General features: G+C 58.2%; 24 protein-coding genes and 1 pseudogene. 10 read left to right on the forward strand and 15 right to left on the reverse strand.

The annotated features are described in order from the left end of the window. Positions 1-24: 24 nt before the first annotated feature. From J2J99_RS10520 to J2J99_RS10535, 4 genes are all read left to right on the forward strand, one after another. Positions 25-288 (forward strand): hypothetical protein, encoded by a 264-nt coding sequence (locus tag J2J99_RS10520; RefSeq protein ID WP_064696048.1) that lies wholly within the window; start codon positions 25-27, stop codon positions 286-288. An 85-nt stretch (positions 289-373) separates the two neighbouring features. Further along, the gene (locus J2J99_RS10525; RefSeq protein WP_207600966.1) at positions 374-2,869 is read left to right on the forward strand and encodes an FAD-dependent oxidoreductase; all 2,496 of its coding nucleotides are present in this window, start codon (positions 374-376) and stop codon (positions 2,867-2,869) included. A gap of 138 nt (positions 2,870-3,007) precedes the next feature. Beyond that, positions 3,008-3,583: a hypothetical protein gene (locus J2J99_RS10530; protein ID WP_168296993.1), complete on the forward strand. Its 576-nt coding sequence runs from the start codon at positions 3,008-3,010 to the stop codon at positions 3,581-3,583. Next, entirely contained in the window at positions 3,580-3,969 is a 390-nt protein-coding gene (locus J2J99_RS10535) for a type II toxin-antitoxin system death-on-curing family toxin (RefSeq protein WP_168296992.1), read from the forward strand. Before J2J99_RS10530 ends, J2J99_RS10535 begins: the two co-directional genes overlap by 4 nt. Before the next feature lie 45 nt (positions 3,970-4,014). Here J2J99_RS10535 and J2J99_RS10540 read toward each other — a convergent pair whose 3' ends face one another. From J2J99_RS10540 to J2J99_RS33950, 4 genes are all read right to left on the reverse strand, one after another. Continuing rightward, positions 4,015-4,812 carry a DUF2971 domain-containing protein gene (locus J2J99_RS10540; RefSeq protein ID WP_168296991.1) on the reverse strand — a complete coding sequence of 266 codons (798 nt, stop codon included), beginning with the start codon at positions 4,810-4,812 and terminating at the stop codon, positions 4,015-4,017. Positions 4,813-4,894: 82 nt separating this feature from the next. Continuing rightward, the gene (locus tag J2J99_RS10545; RefSeq protein WP_168296990.1) at positions 4,895-5,269 is read right to left on the reverse strand and encodes a thermonuclease family protein; all 375 of its coding nucleotides are present in this window, start codon (positions 5,267-5,269) and stop codon (positions 4,895-4,897) included. Then, positions 5,266-5,490 carry a hypothetical protein gene (locus tag J2J99_RS33945; protein ID WP_168296989.1) on the reverse strand — a complete coding sequence of 75 codons (225 nt, stop codon included), beginning with the start codon at positions 5,488-5,490 and terminating at the stop codon, positions 5,266-5,268. The genes J2J99_RS10545 and J2J99_RS33945 overlap by 4 nt, the downstream gene beginning before the upstream one ends. Continuing rightward, on the reverse strand, positions 5,487-5,762 hold the full coding sequence (locus tag J2J99_RS33950) for a hypothetical protein (protein ID WP_425526062.1): 276 nt from the start codon (positions 5,760-5,762) through the stop codon (positions 5,487-5,489). The genes J2J99_RS33945 and J2J99_RS33950 overlap by 4 nt, the downstream gene beginning before the upstream one ends. Between J2J99_RS33950 and J2J99_RS34690 the strand changes: the two genes are divergently transcribed. From J2J99_RS34690 to J2J99_RS10555, 3 genes and pseudogenes are all read left to right on the forward strand, one after another. Continuing rightward, positions 5,659-6,180 (forward strand): hypothetical protein, encoded by a 522-nt coding sequence (locus J2J99_RS34690; protein ID WP_205918848.1) that lies wholly within the window; start codon positions 5,659-5,661, stop codon positions 6,178-6,180. The genes J2J99_RS33950 and J2J99_RS34690 overlap by 104 nt on opposite strands. After that, positions 6,137-6,289: pseudogene (locus tag J2J99_RS33960) on the forward strand (non-homologous end-joining DNA ligase); the annotation flags it as partial. The gene J2J99_RS34690 and the pseudogene J2J99_RS33960, both read left to right, overlap by 44 nt. 294 nt (positions 6,290-6,583) lie before the next feature. Further along, positions 6,584-7,669: a class I SAM-dependent methyltransferase gene (locus J2J99_RS10555; RefSeq protein WP_207600967.1), complete on the forward strand. Its 1,086-nt coding sequence runs from the start codon at positions 6,584-6,586 to the stop codon at positions 7,667-7,669. Between the two features lie 439 nt (positions 7,670-8,108). Here the strand turns inward: J2J99_RS10555 and J2J99_RS10560 are convergent, their stop codons facing one another. Continuing rightward, positions 8,109-8,474: a hypothetical protein gene (locus J2J99_RS10560; protein ID WP_168296985.1), complete on the reverse strand. Its 366-nt coding sequence runs from the start codon at positions 8,472-8,474 to the stop codon at positions 8,109-8,111. Between the two features lie 50 nt (positions 8,475-8,524). Further along, a complete protein-coding gene (locus tag J2J99_RS10565; protein WP_246735359.1) occupies positions 8,525-8,734 on the reverse strand; it encodes a helix-turn-helix domain-containing protein in 210 nt (69 codons plus the stop codon). A gap of 123 nt (positions 8,735-8,857) precedes the next feature. On the opposite strand from J2J99_RS10565, the gene J2J99_RS10570 reads away from it, so the two are divergent. Continuing rightward, positions 8,858-9,127, forward strand: a complete 270-nt coding sequence (locus J2J99_RS10570) for a hypothetical protein (protein WP_168296983.1) — start codon at positions 8,858-8,860, stop codon at positions 9,125-9,127. Positions 9,128-9,566: 439 nt separating this feature from the next. Further along, positions 9,567-9,956: a hypothetical protein gene (locus tag J2J99_RS10575; RefSeq protein WP_168296982.1), complete on the forward strand. Its 390-nt coding sequence runs from the start codon at positions 9,567-9,569 to the stop codon at positions 9,954-9,956. Positions 9,957-10,566: 610 nt separating this feature from the next. Here the strand turns inward: J2J99_RS10575 and J2J99_RS10580 are convergent. The 3 genes from J2J99_RS10580 to J2J99_RS10590 form a co-directional block, all read right to left on the reverse strand. Next, complete coding sequence (locus tag J2J99_RS10580; protein WP_168296981.1) at positions 10,567-11,664, reverse strand: hypothetical protein; 1,098 nt, start codon at positions 11,662-11,664, stop codon at positions 10,567-10,569. Positions 11,665-11,782: 118 nt separating this feature from the next. Beyond that, positions 11,783-12,136, reverse strand: a complete 354-nt coding sequence (locus J2J99_RS10585) for a hypothetical protein (protein ID WP_168296980.1) — start codon at positions 12,134-12,136, stop codon at positions 11,783-11,785. Further along, positions 12,120-13,415: a tyrosine-type recombinase/integrase gene (locus tag J2J99_RS10590; protein ID WP_168296979.1), complete on the reverse strand. Its 1,296-nt coding sequence runs from the start codon at positions 13,413-13,415 to the stop codon at positions 12,120-12,122. The genes J2J99_RS10585 and J2J99_RS10590 overlap by 17 nt, the downstream gene beginning before the upstream one ends. A 790-nt stretch (positions 13,416-14,205) precedes the next feature. Here J2J99_RS10590 and J2J99_RS10595 point away from each other — a divergent pair. Further along, the gene (locus J2J99_RS10595) at positions 14,206-14,343 is read left to right on the forward strand and encodes a hypothetical protein (RefSeq protein ID WP_168296978.1); all 138 of its coding nucleotides are present in this window, start codon (positions 14,206-14,208) and stop codon (positions 14,341-14,343) included. A 321-nt stretch (positions 14,344-14,664) separates the two neighbouring features. Here J2J99_RS10595 and J2J99_RS33965 read toward each other — a convergent pair whose 3' ends face one another. From J2J99_RS33965 to J2J99_RS10625, 6 genes are all read right to left on the reverse strand, one after another. Further along, positions 14,665-14,808: a hypothetical protein gene (locus J2J99_RS33965; RefSeq protein WP_246735358.1), complete on the reverse strand. Its 144-nt coding sequence runs from the start codon at positions 14,806-14,808 to the stop codon at positions 14,665-14,667. A gap of 207 nt (positions 14,809-15,015) precedes the next feature. Then, the gene (locus J2J99_RS10605; RefSeq protein WP_168296977.1) at positions 15,016-15,516 is read right to left on the reverse strand and encodes a hypothetical protein; all 501 of its coding nucleotides are present in this window, start codon (positions 15,514-15,516) and stop codon (positions 15,016-15,018) included. Between the two features lie 4 nt (positions 15,517-15,520). Continuing rightward, positions 15,521-16,246, reverse strand: a complete 726-nt coding sequence (locus J2J99_RS10610; protein WP_168296976.1) for a hypothetical protein — start codon at positions 16,244-16,246, stop codon at positions 15,521-15,523. Positions 16,247-16,257: 11 nt separating this feature from the next. After that, complete coding sequence (locus tag J2J99_RS10615; protein WP_246763155.1) at positions 16,258-16,920, reverse strand: hypothetical protein; 663 nt, start codon at positions 16,918-16,920, stop codon at positions 16,258-16,260. A 59-nt stretch (positions 16,921-16,979) separates the two neighbouring features. Further along, on the reverse strand, positions 16,980-17,726 hold the full coding sequence (locus J2J99_RS10620; protein ID WP_168296974.1) for a terminase large subunit domain-containing protein: 747 nt from the start codon (positions 17,724-17,726) through the stop codon (positions 16,980-16,982). A 187-nt stretch (positions 17,727-17,913) separates the two neighbouring features. Further along, positions 17,914-18,315 carry a hypothetical protein gene (locus tag J2J99_RS10625; RefSeq protein ID WP_168296973.1) on the reverse strand — a complete coding sequence of 134 codons (402 nt, stop codon included), beginning with the start codon at positions 18,313-18,315 and terminating at the stop codon, positions 17,914-17,916. Positions 18,316-18,648: the final 333 nt, after the last annotated feature.

Below are 18,648 nucleotides of genomic sequence, written 5' to 3' on the forward strand. Positions count from 1 at the left end.
TCTCCCAATCTCCTGGACATCATCATGGCTACTGAACTCCTCGCGGTGGGCTCCACCGCGGCCAATTCCGCTGATCTCGTAGTAGCATCTGGCTCTACCGTGCTCGTGGGCATCAAGGGCACTACGACCTCACAAGCGCGGGTGCGCATCACCCTCAAGGACGACGCGGGCGGCTACACCGATATTGGCGAACTCACGCCTTTCCGCCCCGCGATCGCGATCACCGCGCCAGGCACATACCGCTTCAGCCGCGTCGCTGGCGAAACGTGTGGTGTCTTCAGTGCTTGATAGCAGTACGTTTCTGAGTTCGCCGCTCTCCCCCTTTGGGCGATACAGCGTCGTTGGCCGAATTCCTGGCGGGGCCGGGGGCGGCTTGCCGTCTCTGGCGCCATATACATTCGAGGCGGAGACCAACGCTCTCGCCGCGGCCATTACCGCGCCGACTACCAACGCCAAGCGGTCGATGAACCGCGCAATCAAGCGTCTCAAGGCGGCAGGCATCTGGTCTAGGGCCGTGGGGATGGGCTTCCTAGTTGGCCCTGATGAGGCGACTGCCCTGCGCTGGTGGAATGACCCCTCGCGCACCTGTACAAAGATCAGCACTCCGGGCTTTAACACCGGTTTTGGCTGGACAGCGACGGCGAACGGCCAGGCCCTCAATACCGGCTTGTTAGCCAGCGATCTGAACGGCGCAGGCGGCACCGCCCCGACCGACCTCGGTGCTTACGTCTATTGCACCAATGCGGTTACCGGCAGCAGCAACAGCGACATGGGCGCTATCAACGCCTCGTCTCAAGGCATCAACATTTGCGCCCGTCGAGCGACAAACGACAACCAGACGATCCGTTTGGCATCAGCTGCGATCACCACCATCGCGGCGGATGGCGATACTGATGGCGCCGGTCTTACGGGCGCGAGCCGTTTCGATGCGGCGAACATAACCGGATCCCACCTCGGGGTTGCCAAGAACACGGTTGCTGCTGCATCGGTCGCCCTTCCTTCGATCCCGATCTACTTGCTTGCGCACAACGCAAACGGTTCAGTCTCGAGTTTCTCGCCACGCCGTCTGGCATTCTGGTATGTGGGCCGAGGCCTGACCAACTCCCAAGAGATCGAACTTAATTCCATCTGCGCCGAGTATCTGGCGGCAGCGGGTTACGGGCATGCCTACATCGAGGAAGTCGGGGTTGGCACACAGTCGATCACCGTGGACTTCATCGGCTACGGCTTCGAGGCTCAAACGGTCCTCGCCTGCCTACAGGCTGCCCGAAACGGGTTGACCGTTGCCATGGTTGGCGGTTGGCGTGATCGCTTCAACTTCGGCGGCATGTCGTCAGGCGGTCTCGGCTTCGGCGACATCCTTAATACCGCCGCGTTTGGTGGTCTGGTCAACTGGCTCATTAAGCGCATCCAGGCGATTGGCAACCAGGCGAGCCCTCAATACTATTTTGAGCCCAGATGGATGCAATGGGCGCTACGCGAGCTGCTCACGTTCGAGAAGAATGGCGGGTATAACATCCCCATTTATCAGACGAATGGCGTCCTGTCCGTCACCAAAGATCCAGCCACCAAAGCTGTCACCTCAGTCACCACGATGGACGGGCGCACCTTCAACATTAAGGGCTGGTACGATGGCTCGTATGAGAAGGACTTGGCCGCTGCGGCTGGTTGCTCGTATCGGATCGGGCGAGAAGCTGCGACGGGCGGCGCAGGCGAGCAGTACAACGGCATTCGCGCCACCTACAACGAGTACGCGGGCGTTGATCCGTGGAAGACGCCGGGGGATACAAGTAGCGGCCTGATCAACATGATCCAGGCTGTCAAATCGACCTTTACGCCCGCCCTCAACACCTTGCCTGCGGCGGGAACAGCTCATGACAAAGAGCAGGCTTTCAACTTCCGCATGACGATGACGAACTCGCCAAAGTGGCGCCGGCCGTTGCCGAGCACGCCACCTGCCGGGTTCGACATCGCAGATTACGAAATCCTGCTGCGCTTCATGGCGGCAAACCCAACAAAGACCAGCTTCACCGACTACTTCAAGGCGGATGCCGTTTTTACCTCCAGCGGCGAAAGCAAGTTCGACGTGAACAACCGCGCCGGGCCCGCCGCGCCGTCGACTGACTTCATCGGCAAGAACTGGGGCTATTCGACGGCCAACTACTCGGCCCGCGAGGTTATGTGGAGGGCTCACTGGAACTGGATCATGGGCATGCTGTACCTGCTGCAGTATGGCACCGATCCTCGTATCCCAGCAGCGCTAAAGACGAACTGCCTGAACTGGGGCCTCTGCGCCGATCATTACCACTCGCCGCACGAGAGCGACACGGTCGGCATGAACCCGCAGCTGTACGTTCGCGAGGCGCGCCGCCTAATAGGTGTCGCCACCATGACGGGCGACGAGCTGAAGCGCGGCGACGGCGGTGTGCCATCGATCTCGACCAACACGATTTCCATGATCTCGTATTTCATGGACAGTCACGCTATCCAGTACATCGCCTACGAAAAGACGGCTGGGAACTGGATAGTGGCGGGTGAGGGCGGCTTCGGCGAGCCGGAAGGTTCATTGGGCGGGGCAGACGGCATGTTCCCGCTTCCGCTTGAGATCGCGACGCCTGTTGCCTCTGAGTGCACCAACGGCTTCGTGGGCTTCGGCTTCTCTACCACCCATATCGCGTTCGCAGCCTGCCGAATGGAGCCTACCGCATGGCAGGCCGGCCAGAGCCTTGGCCAAGTGGCTGCGGAAGCGATCAAAAACAACCGCACATTCCAAGATGCGGCGAACTATCCGGCCGCACGCACGGCGCTCTTGGCGAATGCCTTCGCACTCAGCAATGAGACTGTGCCGGTACTCGCACAGGCGACCTAAACATCAGCCGCCTCTCCTTCACCGGGGAGGCGGCTATTTCGTTTGGCACGGGCGCCCAGGGACGGAGTTCCGCATCCACTTGTGGGCGACGATTGAACATGACCTTCCGATGCCGTATCTATTGATGAAAAGGTATTGATGGCGATGTCTGCAGCACTCTTAAAAGAGCGGGTGAAAAGGTTCGAGGACTTCCTCAATCCGGATTGGCCGTCACTGGATGCCGACCCGGGAGAGGTGGCAGCCGCTTACGCGCGGGGTTTCGCAAAATTTGTCCTTAAACTTCGCTCTGCTGATGCACTCGATCGAGCAGGCCTCGCTGAGGAGGTTGAAAGTGCGATTCAAGACAACAATAGAGCGGCCCTGATAGGCTTGAGACTTGCTTGCCTGGATTACGGCACGAGCGCGTATAAAAACGTCTTGCGCTCGCGTCAGGTCCTCCAACAAATGCAGCAACTTATCGATCAGCGTGCCGCTCGCATTAGCGACCCGGGCAAGCGGAGATACTTTCGCGCAAAAAGCGCTGAATCTATCAAAGCGCACGAGCAGGCGGTGGGAATAGAAGAGGCCTTTATCTCTTATCTTCAGCAGGAGATTCAGCCGAAGATCGATAGTAAGATTCGGGAACAAGCCCGAGCCATTGCCGGTGATGAAGCGGCTATTCGGGAAGACCTAAATAAACGATATCCAATAGTCACGGCATACTTGGCTAGATGACCACGCCAATCTGGGTAGATGTCGAGAGCGTGGTTACGATCAACGCCCAGCAGGTCTTTAGGACTGGCGAGACGCACTTTTTGCGAGACCTTGGCGCGTTGGAAAGCGCCGTGATGTCGCCAAGGAACCATTGGCTCTACGAGAGCCAAGATCTCGTGCGAGCGTTTGGCATTATGCTCTTCGCGATCGCGAAGGCGCACGCCTTCGAACAAGGCAACAAAAGAACAGCGTTTCACGCCAGCGCAGAGTTTTTAGCGAAAAATGGAGCCACCCTAATTATGCCTGATGATGAGTTCTGGGCTAGCAAGATCGAGGACGTCGTCTCAGGACGGGCACAGCTGGGAGACTTCATCAGAGTTATTAGGATTTTCATTATTCTGCCCTGAAGGCCAATGTGCAGCCACCAATGTCTGTCTTAGATGCAGATCTGATCAGGATCTCACCCTATACGATGAGCGTGACGGTCTGATCTCGTACATGGAGCTGCCAAACAGGTGATGCAGCATAAAGCCGCGAACCATTTCCACTGGGGTGTTGTTTGCTGGACCTATGATAATTTTTGCGATCAACTCCTGCCGTTGCTCTTCGGGTATGCTTATATCCAGGTAAGGAGCGAGGTGGGTGCCTTTGGCAACATAGTTACATTTCTCGTAGCCGGCCTCGTGAACGATACGCCATTCACGCTCCTCTTCAAAGCCTGGGTTCTTGAAAGCGAACGCGAAATTCTTTGTTGCCTCTAACGAGATATCGGTGGGCTTTCGTTGTCGCTGCTTTTCGACGATCTGCGTAACAATACGTTCCTGCTCGCCCTCGTCATAAATCACTTTAATCGCCCGGCCTCCCATCTTAGCGAGTTGCATTAGCTTCTCACCTCGGAAACCTATGCAGAATCCGCGACCGTCATCGGCGTAGCCGCGCCATTGGCTGAGCAGATCGCATTGCTCTGACAGGCACAATCCCAGGATAGCAGCTTGATTGATGAAATCTCGCTGACTGTAATACCAGCGCGGAAGGAATTCCTGCGCGTTCTGCGCCTGGATAGCGTCCTTCAGTTTGCTGTCGTACCATTCGCCTTCCATGCTGTCATTGGACAGCCGTAGCGCCGATAGCCTGATGGTCGCGTTCGAAATGATCGCGTGGAATGTCGCAGTGGAGCAGTAGTGATACAATATCTCAGGATTGCCATTGTATTGCTCTGGTTTTAACGGATCAGATTCAAAATCAATCATAGTATCTTTTCTTTTCGTGTTCGGTATTATGCGACAATTTTATATGTTGCGCGCCTCGCCGCGGCAAGTAATCCTCAATACATTATCCACACCAGTCGTTCCGCTGCTTCGGGCTCCAGCTGCGAGCGAAGCCTTCCTTCAGCAGCTTCTTGCCGATTTCTTCACCATTCATTCGGTAGATGTTGACGAGCGGCCGGTGCGTTGGTGTCTTGTCCACCGCGCCGCTGAACATCACACGCAGTCCCTTTTCAGCCAAAAGCTCTTTCAGCCTGCCTTTTGCAATCAGCGCCAGCTTCCGTTCCTTGACGCACTTCGCGTGGCTCCCGATCTCCGGCGTGTCGATGCCCGAAACGAACGGAACACCTTCTCCCAGCAGTCGCATGTTCTGCCCATCGCATTTCACGGTGTCGCCGTCGACGGCCGTCAGCGAGGCGCATAGTATCAATCCAGCAATCATTGAACGGTCGTCCCACCCTCCGCAGCCTCGAGGTTCCGTCGCAGCGCTTGTTCGTGTTCGAAAGATTTATGCGGGAAATGCTCAAAGCACCACCATAGTGTCGCCACGGCGGGCGAGGGGCTGTTACCCCAGCTTCCCCAATTGTCGCAGCCTTGGTGCTCGCAATAATGGACGTAGAGGTCTGGCGCTTTAGCCAGCGGTGACCTGTCAATGTCGCTCATTTGACCTCCTGGAGTTGCCAGCGCGCCTTCGGCTTCGGCCATCCGTTCTTAGCCGCGCGAAAATCAGCCTCAGTTTCGGCCTTTCTCCTGGCCTCCATGGCGCCGGTCGCCCAGACTGTAATCCGCATGCGGCCAGCTCTGAAGACGAAACGGCGCTCGGAGGCGTGCTTGCCGGCGGTATATCCTGCACGGAAACAAGCCCGCGCGGCTGACCGGCTGACGCTGTCGCGAAACGATGGCGGCTGCGACCGCCACCAGTCGTTAAATGCCACATCGAAGGTAACGTTTTTTGGTTGCGGGCGGTCAAGCATATCAGTCTCGCTCGTAGCTCGGGCGCCACCCGCGCGTGATGCCTCGGCCCATAGCGCCTTCGGTCAGCACCAACTGCCAGCGAAGGTGGCGGATGTCTGCCAGGAGGGTTCCTATCGCGGCTTGCGCATCGCCTTTGTGATAAGCAAGCACCTCTGCGATCTCATCATCAACCATGGCTTCGCCGATCGGCTGCGCGTGCATTCCGTGCTCCATACTTTCCGTTGTCAGATTGGCGGCCGCCTCGCCGATGTTCTTATTATGTTCACGTCAGCAGATGAGTCAATAATCAGTTTAGGCAAATTGATTTTTAAGATGTTGCTGCTGAACTGCGGTCTTGATGATGGTGCCTCGCAAGTCTTCCCAGCCGCTGCTCAGTGAGACCGAAGCGCCGATCCGCAGCCGCCCGCGAAAGAAGCGTGACCCCGCCCAATCCCAGCTGCTGCTCGACCCAGTGCCGGCGCGCATCGAGCCGTGCCTGGCGCTGCTGTTGGTCTTCGTCGTGCAATCGTATCCCTTGGAGGAAACAATATTCCTCGCATCGCCGACAGCCAGCCCCCCCCCGGGGGGGGGTCGGTCAACGATACCACTGTACGTGTCAGTGGCCTCGCTTACGTGAGCGACATCAGTGGCGGGTTCAGGCTTAGCCTTTACCAAAACTCAGGCGCCGCTCTGAATGCTAGCAATGTGCAACTGTCGGTCACGAAGTCGATGCCGAACAACTGATGCTTCTTGACTTGGGATTCTAAATGAAGAACGGTCCGTGATCGACCAGAGGGCGTTTATGAATCTCATTGACCTGATAAATCGTAAAGACCAGCGCCTGACGCTGAATGGAAATTGGCGGCAGATCAAGGTTAGCTATAACGGCGCTGTGTGGCGCGGCGCCGAATTCTCTGACGGGGCTTCATGCACCATAAGCGGCATCGACAAGGTCTACAGGCTCGCGTCTCTCCCGGGAGTAATTGGTTGGTTTGTTCGGCTTCGAAATATTGCCAAGTTGCCGGTTAATTTGTTTTCGCGGCGAGCGCAGGTGGAGATAGCCCTCTGGAAGAATGGGAAGCGTTTTGCGGCCCAACGGTTGAGGTTCGGCTTATCGGCGGTTGCGGTACCTATGCCCTGGACGAAAAAGCTGGGATCGATACCCGACGGCGCTGAATTGCATCTGTCATTCAAAGCCCCCAAGGGCTATTCCGTTGAGCTTCTTGCGCATAAGGCGCTCGATCGCGCAGAGATCTTAAAACGAGCCACCGGCAACGGAATCGAGATTGGCCCAGGGCCAAGACCTCAAGTACACCAAAGCGCCGCGACGTCGGTTCGATATGTTGAGGAAATGCCTATAGACAAATGGGCGGAACTCTATGATCCAACGGGAAAATACGGGACGCCGCAGGCCGACTTTTCGAAATATGTTATCGGAACCGCTGACAACCTGCCGGCTGAAGATAACTCGCTTGACTTCATCTTCAGTAGTCATGTGTTTGAACATCTCGCCAATCCTCTCGGGCATCTGGTCAGATGGCGGGACAAGCTGGCCGCTGGCGGCGTTATCTTGGCGGTGATCCCGGAGATGCACTCGACAAAGGACGCGACAGGAAAGCCGTCGACGATCGAAGAGATTGAGATCGAATTCAACGCCGGGATCTGGCGCCCGACACTGGCTCACTACGAGCGATATTTCAGCCTCCGCGGCATGCCACAGTCAGCGAACGAAATGATGGAGAAGAACAGCTCAATCCACGTTCACTTCTACGACAAACGCAATCTCGCAATCCTGCTGGAAAAGGCAGTGAAAGAGCATGGCTTCTCGTCCTACGAGATCATCCACACCGAGAACCATAAGGACTTCTATTTTTCGATCTGGAAATAGACAAGGAACTTGGCGGGCCGCGAGGCTAGCTCGCCGTACCGGTTGCTATCTTGTCTGAGGTATTCGATCAGTTTTTTTGGCCCGAATTTCTGGCCATCTCGTCGGTTTTCCTGGATCGGTTGCGGAGGCCATGACAGCCGCAATAATGCATGCGCAAACCATCGCAATCGCGGCAAATCGGTATGTCGTTACCCAAATACGGCTATCCATGCAGCCTCAATGAAATCGCTTCGGCGCGTCCTCGATCTGTTCCAGGATCCGAATAAGTCCCAGGACTGCGTTGGCGTTGAGACCCGCCAGAATGAGACCGGAGCGCTCAGCAATTTTGCCGGTGCGCCAATCGAAAATTGTCTATGTCTGGTCTTTGCGGGCGCCAAAGCGCGGATCTCGATCATGAATTCGTCTCCATCTGCTCCGGACACGGTGGGCCGCTTTGCGTCTAGAACGCAGCCGCAGCCTTGCCAAACACGAAGTCGGCTTCGGTTCCATCGTTGAGGCGCACTCGACCAGAGCCATCGACTTTATTTGCCTCACGGGTAGCGATTACGAAGCCCTTGCGGCCGTCGGAGCACTGAACCGGCATGGAGATCGTGACGGACTGGTCCAACGCATTGTATGTGCCGGCGCACTTTGTCTCTTTGCCCTTCAGCTTGCCGGCCACCGTGAATGATCCACCGGACACTGCGGCGGTTGCCGTGCCGCGCATCACCTCGCCGTTACTCGAAATGACAGCGACCGGAACGGTGAAACCGCACGACGACAAACACACCGCGACAGCGGCGACAACAAAAATGTTAGATTTCATAGAAAGCCCCTCAACCCACGCGCGCAATCTGCACGAATGGTGGTGTGGGGTCAAGACGGATCGCGCAGGCGGACGCCAGGGCCGTTGCCGTTAGAGTCGATGAAAATAACGCCGGCCGCTTCGAGTGCGAGGCGAATAGCATCGACGGTTCGGGATTTCAGGATCTCATCGCCCTTTTCGAAACGAGTGATGGTATTAGTCGAAACTTTTGCCGCTTCGGCAAGCTCCCGCACTCCCATGCCAAGCGCGGCACGCGCCATCCTACACTGCGAGGGCAACATTTTCGCTACTCCGTTGCGATTTCGCCTTGACGTGGCGATTATCTGTGGTATTTGTCTACATCGTAGCGAAAACGCTACCGAAACGCAACGAGGAGACTAAAAATGCTAGCCGCACCGGCCACAATCGACAGACCCGCACTGCCGCGTTCGCTTCTCGGCAGAAGAAGACGCCCCATCAACCCGGACTATTTTTTTGAATACGAGATCGGTCAGGTAGTCGTGCTGGAGTGCACAGGCGAGACTGCCGTTGTTGCCGGCCGCTTCCAAATGATAGGATGCATCGACGAATATTTTATCGAAGTGATCGGCGCGAAGTGCGAGCCGCTACAAGTGCAGGCTCACCAAATCCGCGAAGACACCACACGTTCTTGAGTTTCAATCCTGCCGGTCCATCACCCGGCAGGCCAGCGGCGCCGCTTGAACCGGTGCCGTGGCCGGACGCGTTTTCGCTCTCGATGCGCCTCCGGTTTCATTCGGCCCGCCCTGGCCGATACGCGCTCGGTCGCAGTCGCCGCATGACGCGGCCGAGCGCTCACCGAACACCATAGGCCGGCGCGATCACCACCCGCGACCACACCAGCGGCGCGTCGGCCGGCTCTATTGACTGCATGCAAGAGTTGCGCTAACAAAAACCTAGCGGACATAGGTGCCGCATCGCCTCAGGGCCATGTCTCGAAGCGCTAGCGTTTACGAGACTCTTCAACGCAACGAATCATCCGCTTTGCGGACATCGGAAAACTGCGCGCTCAAGCGGAGCTCGCGGATGATCAATCACGCGCGCCTTGAGCCGCGTTGCTAGAGGAGACCTGACATGACCAACACCCTTTCCTTCGAGCTCAACAAAACCGCAGAATGGCGCACCCGCAAGCTCGAGCGCCACCCCGAAGACTCCCGAAATCAGACTGCACGAATATTGCTAGCCCAGTTGTCCGAGCAGGATGCAAACGTTGAATTGGCGCGCCGCTATGACGCCATTCAAGACGATGAGGAAATCAGCGCTGAACGCCTTGGTGAGGTCCATTCTGAAATCCTGGCGGAAATCGGTTTTAGCTGGGAACCGAAGCACGTCGATGAAGTGCTGGAGCGGATCATCAATCGGGCAACGGGCAAGGCGCCAACCTTGACTGATGTGATGGAGGTCCAACGTAAACGTGGCGAGGCAGACGCTGCGGCAGCCGTAGATGGAAAGACTGCCAACTAATACAAGCGCTCCGTCGGCCTCACCAGCCGGCGGCTTTTCCGTTTCTCGGCGCTGTAGTAAACAGTGCAGATGAACAGCACGCCCATCCATCTCCGACAGAAACGCGTGCGCCATCGGGGCGCACCGACTTCGTTCGGAGATCGACATGCATCACAAGAGAAAGCGCCCGCGCAAGGCTTCCTGCGGGCTCTGCAAGCCGCATAAAACGAACGGCAACTGCCCGCGTCACAAAAACATGCAGTGGGGCAACCTGCGCCGCTACCTCTCTGGATCTGACGAGCTTCGCTGCGAGGGTGTCAGGGTGTCGGACAGGGATCGGCCGTACAGGCAGTAGTGGGGGGTGAGGGATCGGCAGGGATCGGCCTCACCTTCTAGTGGGGCTTTTCTGTAACTTCGGTCGTCTTGCTTTGCCCGAGAAGCTGCATGATGGCGACTTCGTCATGTGCTTAAAACTAGGGCTGCCGTCGTCGCTACTGTACGGCCGAACATAACGATTGCACTCGGGGCAAAGGTATACTGATTTACGCCTGTAAAGCGCCTCCTGTATTCTGCAGTCTTCTAGTTCACCCATCAGGTTGCGCCGCTTGGCTGAGAGAAGAGGTGCCATTAATCACCGGATGCCGCCAGGCGGCTTTTCGCTTGCTGCTTTGAAATACGAATAGACAGTCTCAACCCATTCTCCACCTGGGATTTTTGCGAGCACTGGCACAATTCCACCGGCGGACAAAAGAGCGGTGACGATTGCTGTCGCTAACCGCTTCCGCCCGTCTGCGACGATATCGCGGCCGATCCCCAGAGCGACCTTCGACACGACCGACCAAACATTCTCCAGTGAACGCGTTAGCGACAGAACATCCCGGTTATCAGGAGTGTCGCTGTCCTGAACCCACCGAGAGGCAGTGTCCAGCGCATCGACTACCGCTATATCGGCCAGATGTTCATCCCGTAGCTGCTTGACGAGTTCTGCGGTGGCCTGAGTGAGTTTTTCGACTGAGCCAGCGTCAATATTAAGGTCTGCCGCGTTCTTCGAATAGATTCGCCAGTCCTCAAACTGCGCAAGGGCGGAGAACACGCTCTCGATGTGGCCGATCAAGAGGCTAAACATTGTCGGTGATAGTTCTTCAATGTCGCCATGTACGAGCCTGCGGCAGATTTGAGCACGCACTCCCACCTGCACGATATTTTTATAACCCGCCATCGTCGCTTGAAGTTGCCGAAAGGCCTCCTTGAGACGAGGCGACGAGTTTGTCGCCGCCAAGTCACTAATCACGTACTCGCCGTGTTCCACGGCCGCCTCAATGGCAGCCATCGCCATTTCCTTCTCACGTAAAGAGGGGCGCAATGGCTGATCTACGACTTTCAGCACGTCTTCATCGAGCCGAAATTGAAACGCGGCGGTCTTTTGCCCTGGCAAAGACTCGAGCAGTTCGTCTGGCCCAAGTTGATTGAGCCCAAATTTTAGGCCGAGCACCAAATTCCCCAAGTTGGGGTGATCGCCAGGTGGTATTGGGACACTTCTAATCTGCTTTTCGAGAGCCGCAACATCGGCCGCTCGCAAAGAATCGACCTTGCTGATATATCTTCTAACTTCCGCTTTCACAGCAGCTAGCGGAATCGCAATGTGGTACGACCGCTCATAAGATCGCTCCAGACGGCCGACACGCCCTTCCAGCTCAATAAGGAGATTGCGAAGTTTGTCTGGCTTCATGCATTTCCCACCGCCATTGCACGCAAGGAACTATAGGGATCGCGTTGAGAGAGCGCCAGCGGCTCGAGGATATGTTATCCACAGGGCAACAAACGTGCGGATGGATCTTCTTTGCCATCTAAACAGAGCGGCCCTCATCATAATCAGCAATCGCATTGCGGACATGTGTCTCTGAATAGCCGAACTTTTCCGAAGCGATGCGAAGGGCATCCTCGTACTTCACGCCAGCCTCTCGGAGTTGGTGGTATTTCTCGCCAATCTCATGCCAATGCCGCGTAAGGGCAGGACGCCGGCCACGTCCGCGCTTTGGCGGCCGGATCATTTCCGCTGCGAGACGCTGTACGACTTTATCCGCCGTACCGGCCAACAGGAGCCGGACGATCTCAGTCTTGGCATCTTCCGTTCTTCCCTCCGCCAAGGCGGAACGAATGGGAATGGCTTGCACACTAAATCCCTCAGGCAGCTTGGCCATTTCCGCCTCCGATCGCCCGGTCGATATGGTCGCCGATGAAGTCGGTCACACGTCGCATTGGATCCGTGTCCAGATGCGCATAGCGCTGCGTCGTGGCCATGTTCTTATGACCGAGGAGCTTTCCAATAATCGGCAGTCCCTGGCCTCCGCCCGCGCCGATGCTTGCATAGGTATGTCGTAGGTCGTGAAGCCTAAGCTTTTCCAGGCCGGCGCGTTGCGTCACGGCCTTCCACGGGCGGTCAAGGTCTGCGCGCGGCGCTTCGTTCTCGGTGCCGGCATCAGCACCAGCTATCACGTATTTTCCAATTCGGGTCAGGTTCGTAAGGATTGCCTGCGCCTGGGGGGACAAGATCACCGGCTTCTTGCCGGTCTTGGAGTCGGGCAGAAACAAGATACCTCGCTCGAGGTCGACGTCTGACCACATGAGCTTCAAGATTTCACTGCGCCGGCAGCCCGTAAAGAGGTATAGCCTTATGGCAGCTATTGCGTGTTCGCCGTAGACTGTTCGACGGTTCTCAGCCTTGTTCGCGTGCTTAGCCTTGGCTTTTGTCTCGTCAATCTCGTAGGGGAGGCCGATCGTCTCGGCCTCCGTGAGGGCCGCGGCCAGTGCTCCGATTTCTTCGGAGGTCAGAAAGCGCTCGATCTGGTTTTCCTTGAAGCGCTCGATAGAGGCGACTGGATTGAAGCCGACGGGAACGATCCTCAAGTCTTGCGCCCAACCATATATGGCGGACAAAGCGGCCAGTGCACGATTGGCCATTGTGCGCCCACCGTTCGCCTTGTCCGTCTTGCCGCGGATGATCTTTGCCTGCATGCGGAGCACGTCAGATGGCTCCACGAGAGAGAATTTCATGCTTCCAAGCACGGGCTTGATGTAGCGTTCTACGGCCAATTTGTATTCACCGTATGTCCTGGGCTTGCGCTTGATTAGGACGTGTTCTTCGAGCCAGGAATCGGCGACATCAGCGACCGTTTGGCCTTTGCGCTCGTCAGACCTTGACGCGGCGGGATCCGATCCGAGCGTCACGCGGGCGAGGGTGCGCGATGCTTCGTCCCGGGCCGCCTCCGGTGAGTGAGTGGCTAGTGTGCCGATCTTGATGCGCTTCTTCGAAACGCCGCGGCCGCCGGCGCCAGGCCGGTACTCGATAATCCACGACTTGGCGCCGGTCGGCATTACCTTAAGACCGAAACCCTTGAGGGTGGCATCGTAGTAGATGGTAGGCTTTGCGCTGGGCACGATGTCCGCAAGCGCCTTTCGGCTGATTTTGATTGTCGGCAATTTCCCCTCACTTCATTTAGTCGCCACCGAGTCGCCACCGGCGACAGAAACACGGTGAAACTCGATGATGCATTCAACGGGAATATAGGAATAAAATGACGAAAAAACAATGCAATATGAAACAGAAGGAAATTAGATGAAACACAACAAGCCTGACTTTTAATCAGTAGGTCTCGGGTTCGAACCCCGACGCTCTCACCATAAAATCTTTAAAATCTGCTAGTTACGGGACATACTAATAATCCGTTAGCTGGCTTTCGGCCGGGGCTAACGCCCCGCTAACGGACGCCGTTCGGCGGCTGGAGCTAACCTAAAGCCGTTCTTCTTCCGAATCCTTTCGACAGTATCGGGTGCGGGTTCTACGAGGGGATCGTAAGCAGCCTCAAGTGGTTGGTCTGCTATTCGTGGGGCTGCCGGGTTTACCGTAGGAATCCACACTTGCAGCCGTGAATTCTGGCCATATGTCCGCATTCAATGGAGCGAAAAGTGGGTATACTGGGGAAAACCCGGGGGAAAACTTGGGGAAAACCTGGGGATTGGGCCTGTCTCCCGGTGCCCACGGGTACTGCTTTAAGCCTGGATGAGCTTCAGGCTAAGCGTCAAAGGTGACGAAACCGCTCAAACGAATCAGCGGCATACAGAAACCATCTTGGTCAACACCTGTCATGTCGCGAAATGTGCTGATTTCCTTTGGACTTTTATTTCCGGTAATCTCAGCATGGGTTAAGCCAATCGACCGCTCGCGGAAGTGCGGCTGGCCCACTGTCCACCGGATTGAAAGGAGGCCATCATGGCTGCAATCTGGAAATTCGTGGTGGCAGCGGCGCTCGTGACTGTTGGCATGCACTACGTGGCCGAGGGTTATGAGAAAATGAAGGAGGCCGTCTCGGCAAAAAACCAAGACGGACCTCACGATACGAAGAAGTAGCCGTTTGCTGCGTGGGGAAAGGATTTGCCTCGAAGCGCCTTTCCCCTTTTCTTCGTCATTTCACTTTCCCTCACATCGGTCCCAAAGTCAAAAGGGAGTTCAACATGGAAGCAAGAACTAGGAGACCTTTTTTCTCCCGCTTTGGATATCCCAAGTTTTTGGGAGGCGCCCCACTAAGGTGACGGAGTGCTTGGAAAAGTCAGCGCAAACATTCGCACGTACTCCAGTGAGGAGACCTGTCGCCACCGGCAAGCGTCTTCCCTTATTTGTGCAGAGCTCGGCCACGTGTAATTGCGGAGTGGCTTGCCCGGAGCCTCAACCTCAAGTAGCGGCAACGGCGGCGTCTTCCATGTGGCGGCGCTCCACCCGGCGGGCGTTGGCATCGCTCTTATCGGCGTCGCGAACTAGGTCCATCCACGCGACGCCCAGCTCGGCCGCGAGTTGCTGGAATACCGCATGGTTCAAGACGAACTGCCTCTGCCAGCTTGCCCGCGCCAGGCCGGGGCCAACAATCCGCTCGCCGTGCATCCGGGGGAGGACCACGCCATAGACCAGCCGAAGAGCCTTCTCAGTGCGGCGCAGTGGATCGTCGGGCGTGATTCGAGGTGCGCGGTCGGGGTCCCGGTCGGCCCTTATGCCGCCTCCAGGGCGGTCCCTCTGCGGAGCCATTGGTCAGTGCACGTTCTTCAAGCGGGCCACCTCAGCGGCGAAGCCCCCGGCCTCGGCGCGCTCCGGTGCGGCGTAAGCCTCGCCGTCCTCTGCGATCCAATTGATCGCTGCCATCTCGGCTTCCTCGCGTCCGCGCCGCCCTACGATGACGACCTTGCCGTCCTTGATGCCGAACTTGTGCTGCGACATGAACAGCGCCACAGCGCCGGGCATAAGCTCCGGCTTGACGAACTGCGCTAGCTGCTCCCGCACCTTCTCGACCACCCTCCGCCGGTTGCTCTCATCCCTCAACTGAGCGTTTTCCCGGCGCAGTTTGTCATCCTCAAGCGCCCTAGAGACGTTGGCAATCAGAGCGTCTCGCTGGGCGTGGTCAAGCGTCAGGCGGTCACCGTTCTGCTTGTAGAAGTCCCGAAGACCCTCAGGAACGCCCTCGATCGAGGTGATTTCCTCTGGCATTTCCTGGGCGCTGGTCAGCACGCCCTCAAGATCGATGTCTACCTTCATGGCTCTACTCCTGCTGTGCGATTACGGCCTTTATTGCCTGCTCGGCTGCCTGCGCGTTGGCTGCTGCCTCGGCAATTTGGACGGCTGAACCAGTGGTCGCGCTGGCAATGTAGTTGATAAACGAGCGCCCGCTGCGCTCCGTGGCTTCAAGGGCGGCGGTGAGCCGCTTGAGCCGCGCCTCTTCCGCCGGGTGGAACGTGGTCCGGTAACGGTGGCGGACCATGTCTTGGCGGGATTGGCTCAGGCCGACCAGCAGCGCCGGGCCACGCAGCACAGCGGCTATGATGCTCCCATCCATTTCGGCGAATGCCTTGCCGATTGCCTCATCGCGGGCCTTTTCGGGCATACTGGCAAGCCGCGCTCGGATCTCAGCCTCAAGCCCGGCGGATAGTTGATCGCGCGGGGCAGGGGGCGTGCTGGTGCGAGCGGTGATCTCCGCTACTTCTTGCTGCACCCGCGCCTTGGCTTCGTCCAGCTTCTTCGCGGTGGCCTCGGCCAGCTTTAGGGCATTGTCCCTCAGCTTGAGCCGTGCAGCATCCGGCGACAGCAGCCGATCCTTGGCCAGCGTATCGGCGTAAGCCGCAAGCGACTCGCTATTGAGCCGAGTGGTTCGCACGGCGGTAGCGAGTGAGGCAATTGTCGCGTCGTTCTCCACCTCGCCGCTGGGCGCGCGGGCATAATGGTGTTCGACGGCGGCTTCGTGAATGTCTGGCGGTGGTCTGAGCTTCATCGTCTTCTCCTTTAGACAAAACCGGAAATGGCAGCTTGGCCTCCACCTGTCCGGGGGCGGGAGGCCCACCAAAGAGCGATGGCGATGCTGAGAATGAGGTCGTCGTGCTTGCCTTCGCGCGCGTTGAAGCTCGCGCGGCCTGCGGCGCTGACGGTGCGGCGGAAGTCCTTCAGCTCCTCGGCTAGCGCTCCAGCGTCGGTCAGCTCGGCAGCAAAACGCAGCTCGCCAACGTGTAGCCGGGCGTCCACGGTGCTGATGAGATGCGCCTTCGGCACGTGCCAGCGGCGATTCTCGGGATTGGTGATCTCATTGCCGGCGGTGATGGCGACCCGCTGCGGTCGCATGCCGGCGGACTCGAATATGTCGGAGACGGCCCGGCCCACGCCCGTTTCGTCGACGACGAGGTCGCAGCCGTTGCGCAGGGGCGGGCGGTCAAGCAGTTCGGCAACGCGTCCCACGACCTGCGGGTAGGGAGTGCCCAGCGGCACACGCTCCAGAGCACGTACATCGAATCGGGTTTCGCTGCGTTCGCGTGTTACGTTGGGCCTGACGTGATCGCCGTAGGATAAGCTCCAGTCGCCCGTAGGCGTCACCGTATGATGGATGACGGATATAGCGGTGGGGTCATTCGACTGACCAAGGTCCACCCCCATGATGAAGCGGCTGACCGGCACGACAGGTATGCGCTGCCACGGTCCTCTGGCGCCCCGGCCTATCGGAGGGCTGGAGTGTGCTACCATAGTGCTCTGACCTCCTGCGTGAATGCGGCTTCGATAATGGCGAGTGGGAAGACGGCCTCCTCAGGGTCGTGGAACTCTAAGCCGTACTCCTCGCTGAACTTGATGGCACCGAGGGCTTTCAGTTCCTCGTCCAGAAACTCCTGCGTGATCCGGGGGCATTCGCTCGCTGGAACCCTCACGCGCTCCCACGATGGATCGTCGCCGACCCAAGCCTCGTAGAACCAGCCGCGCTTGCCCGCTGGCGTGGTCAGGGCAACTAGGCGAGCGTCGCGTTTGGTCGCCATCATCGGCCGTACCGCAGTCAGCAGTTCGTCTTCGACGCGCGCCGCCTCGTCCATGACTACGAGGTCCACCCCGGCAATTCCGCGGATGGTCTTTTCGGTGCCGGGTAGCGAAAGAATACGCGCACCGTTCGATAGCTCAGTTCCCTGTTTGCTTTCGGCGGTGGGGCGCGGCGCGCCCGGCAGCCGTCCAAGGAAGCCGACGATGGTGCGGAACAACTCGTTGGACTGGCGCTGCGTGGGACTGACGACCACGATCTGCGCTGCCGGGACGAAGAGTGCTGTCTGGATGACGAGGAAGGCCGCGACGGTGGACTTGCCTGATTGGCGGGAGCACAGCAGCAGGGAGCGCCGGGGGTTGGCGTCTAGCAAAGTTGCCTGCCATGGGTCAGGCTCTATGCCGCACTCGCGGGCCAAGGTGACGGGGCTCAGTGCGCGGGCAAGGTCGCGGGCTAGCATCGATGCTGTCTCCACGAATGGCGAAAAGAGGCAGACCGGCGCGCGTCGGGCAAACACAAAGGAGAAGGCCCGGAACGACACTCAGGGAAACCAGCCGGAGACCTGTGCGTCGGCGCTGCCGGTCTGCCTTCACCCAGCGCGCGGCGGGGCTGCGCTGGTACTCGGAGGGTGAGCCTGCCGAGGTTCTTCATGAGCCGCCAACCCCGTTGCCGGGTACAGGGCCGCTGGCGTAGGAGTGGTCGATCACCATGCCTTCGGCGAACCGCGTCTCTAGCCCCTGGAGCACCAGCGCGACGGCCTGCCGTGCATCGGGAAAGCCCCGTAGCGCCTTGACGAGCTCGGTGCGCATCTCGATGTAGACCGGGGATACGAGCACGTTATTGTTGATGGTGGTGCCGGTGTTCAGGTCGCCAAGGAGCTTGCCTGTTAACTCGAGATTCCGGTGCAGCTGGCTGGAGATGCGCGTCACTGCCGCCGTATCGCCAACCTCATCGGCGGCGTCCATCGAGGCGAAGAGCCGGTGGCGAAGCGCGACGATGTTGGACAGCAGCGACTGCGATTCCGTCTCTCGCAGCCGGTCTATGTCCATGGGTAGCTCGGGCCCGGCCAAGAGCTGCGCCCTTAACTGAGGCGGCATGTGGTTCTTCGCGTGACGGCGCAGGCTATCGGAGCCGAGCTTGTAGCGCCGGGCGAGCACTGCGAACGGTACGTTGCGGGCCAGTGCGAGGTCAATGGCTGCGCGCTCACGGTGCCTGCAGACTGAGCATTCCGGTCCTCGTTTGGCCATGGCGGCGGAACTCGCTAAAATCGACGGCGGGTTACTTTTGATTAGCTGAGCGTTAGCTGCATCAACTCTTAGTTGTATACTAGCGTGCTAAAGCTTTGATTTAAAGGGTTTTTATATGCGTTAACCTGCTAATAG

Source organism: Rhizobium binae (assembly GCF_017357225.1).
Taxonomy (GTDB): domain Bacteria; phylum Pseudomonadota; class Alphaproteobacteria; order Rhizobiales; family Rhizobiaceae; genus Rhizobium; species Rhizobium binae.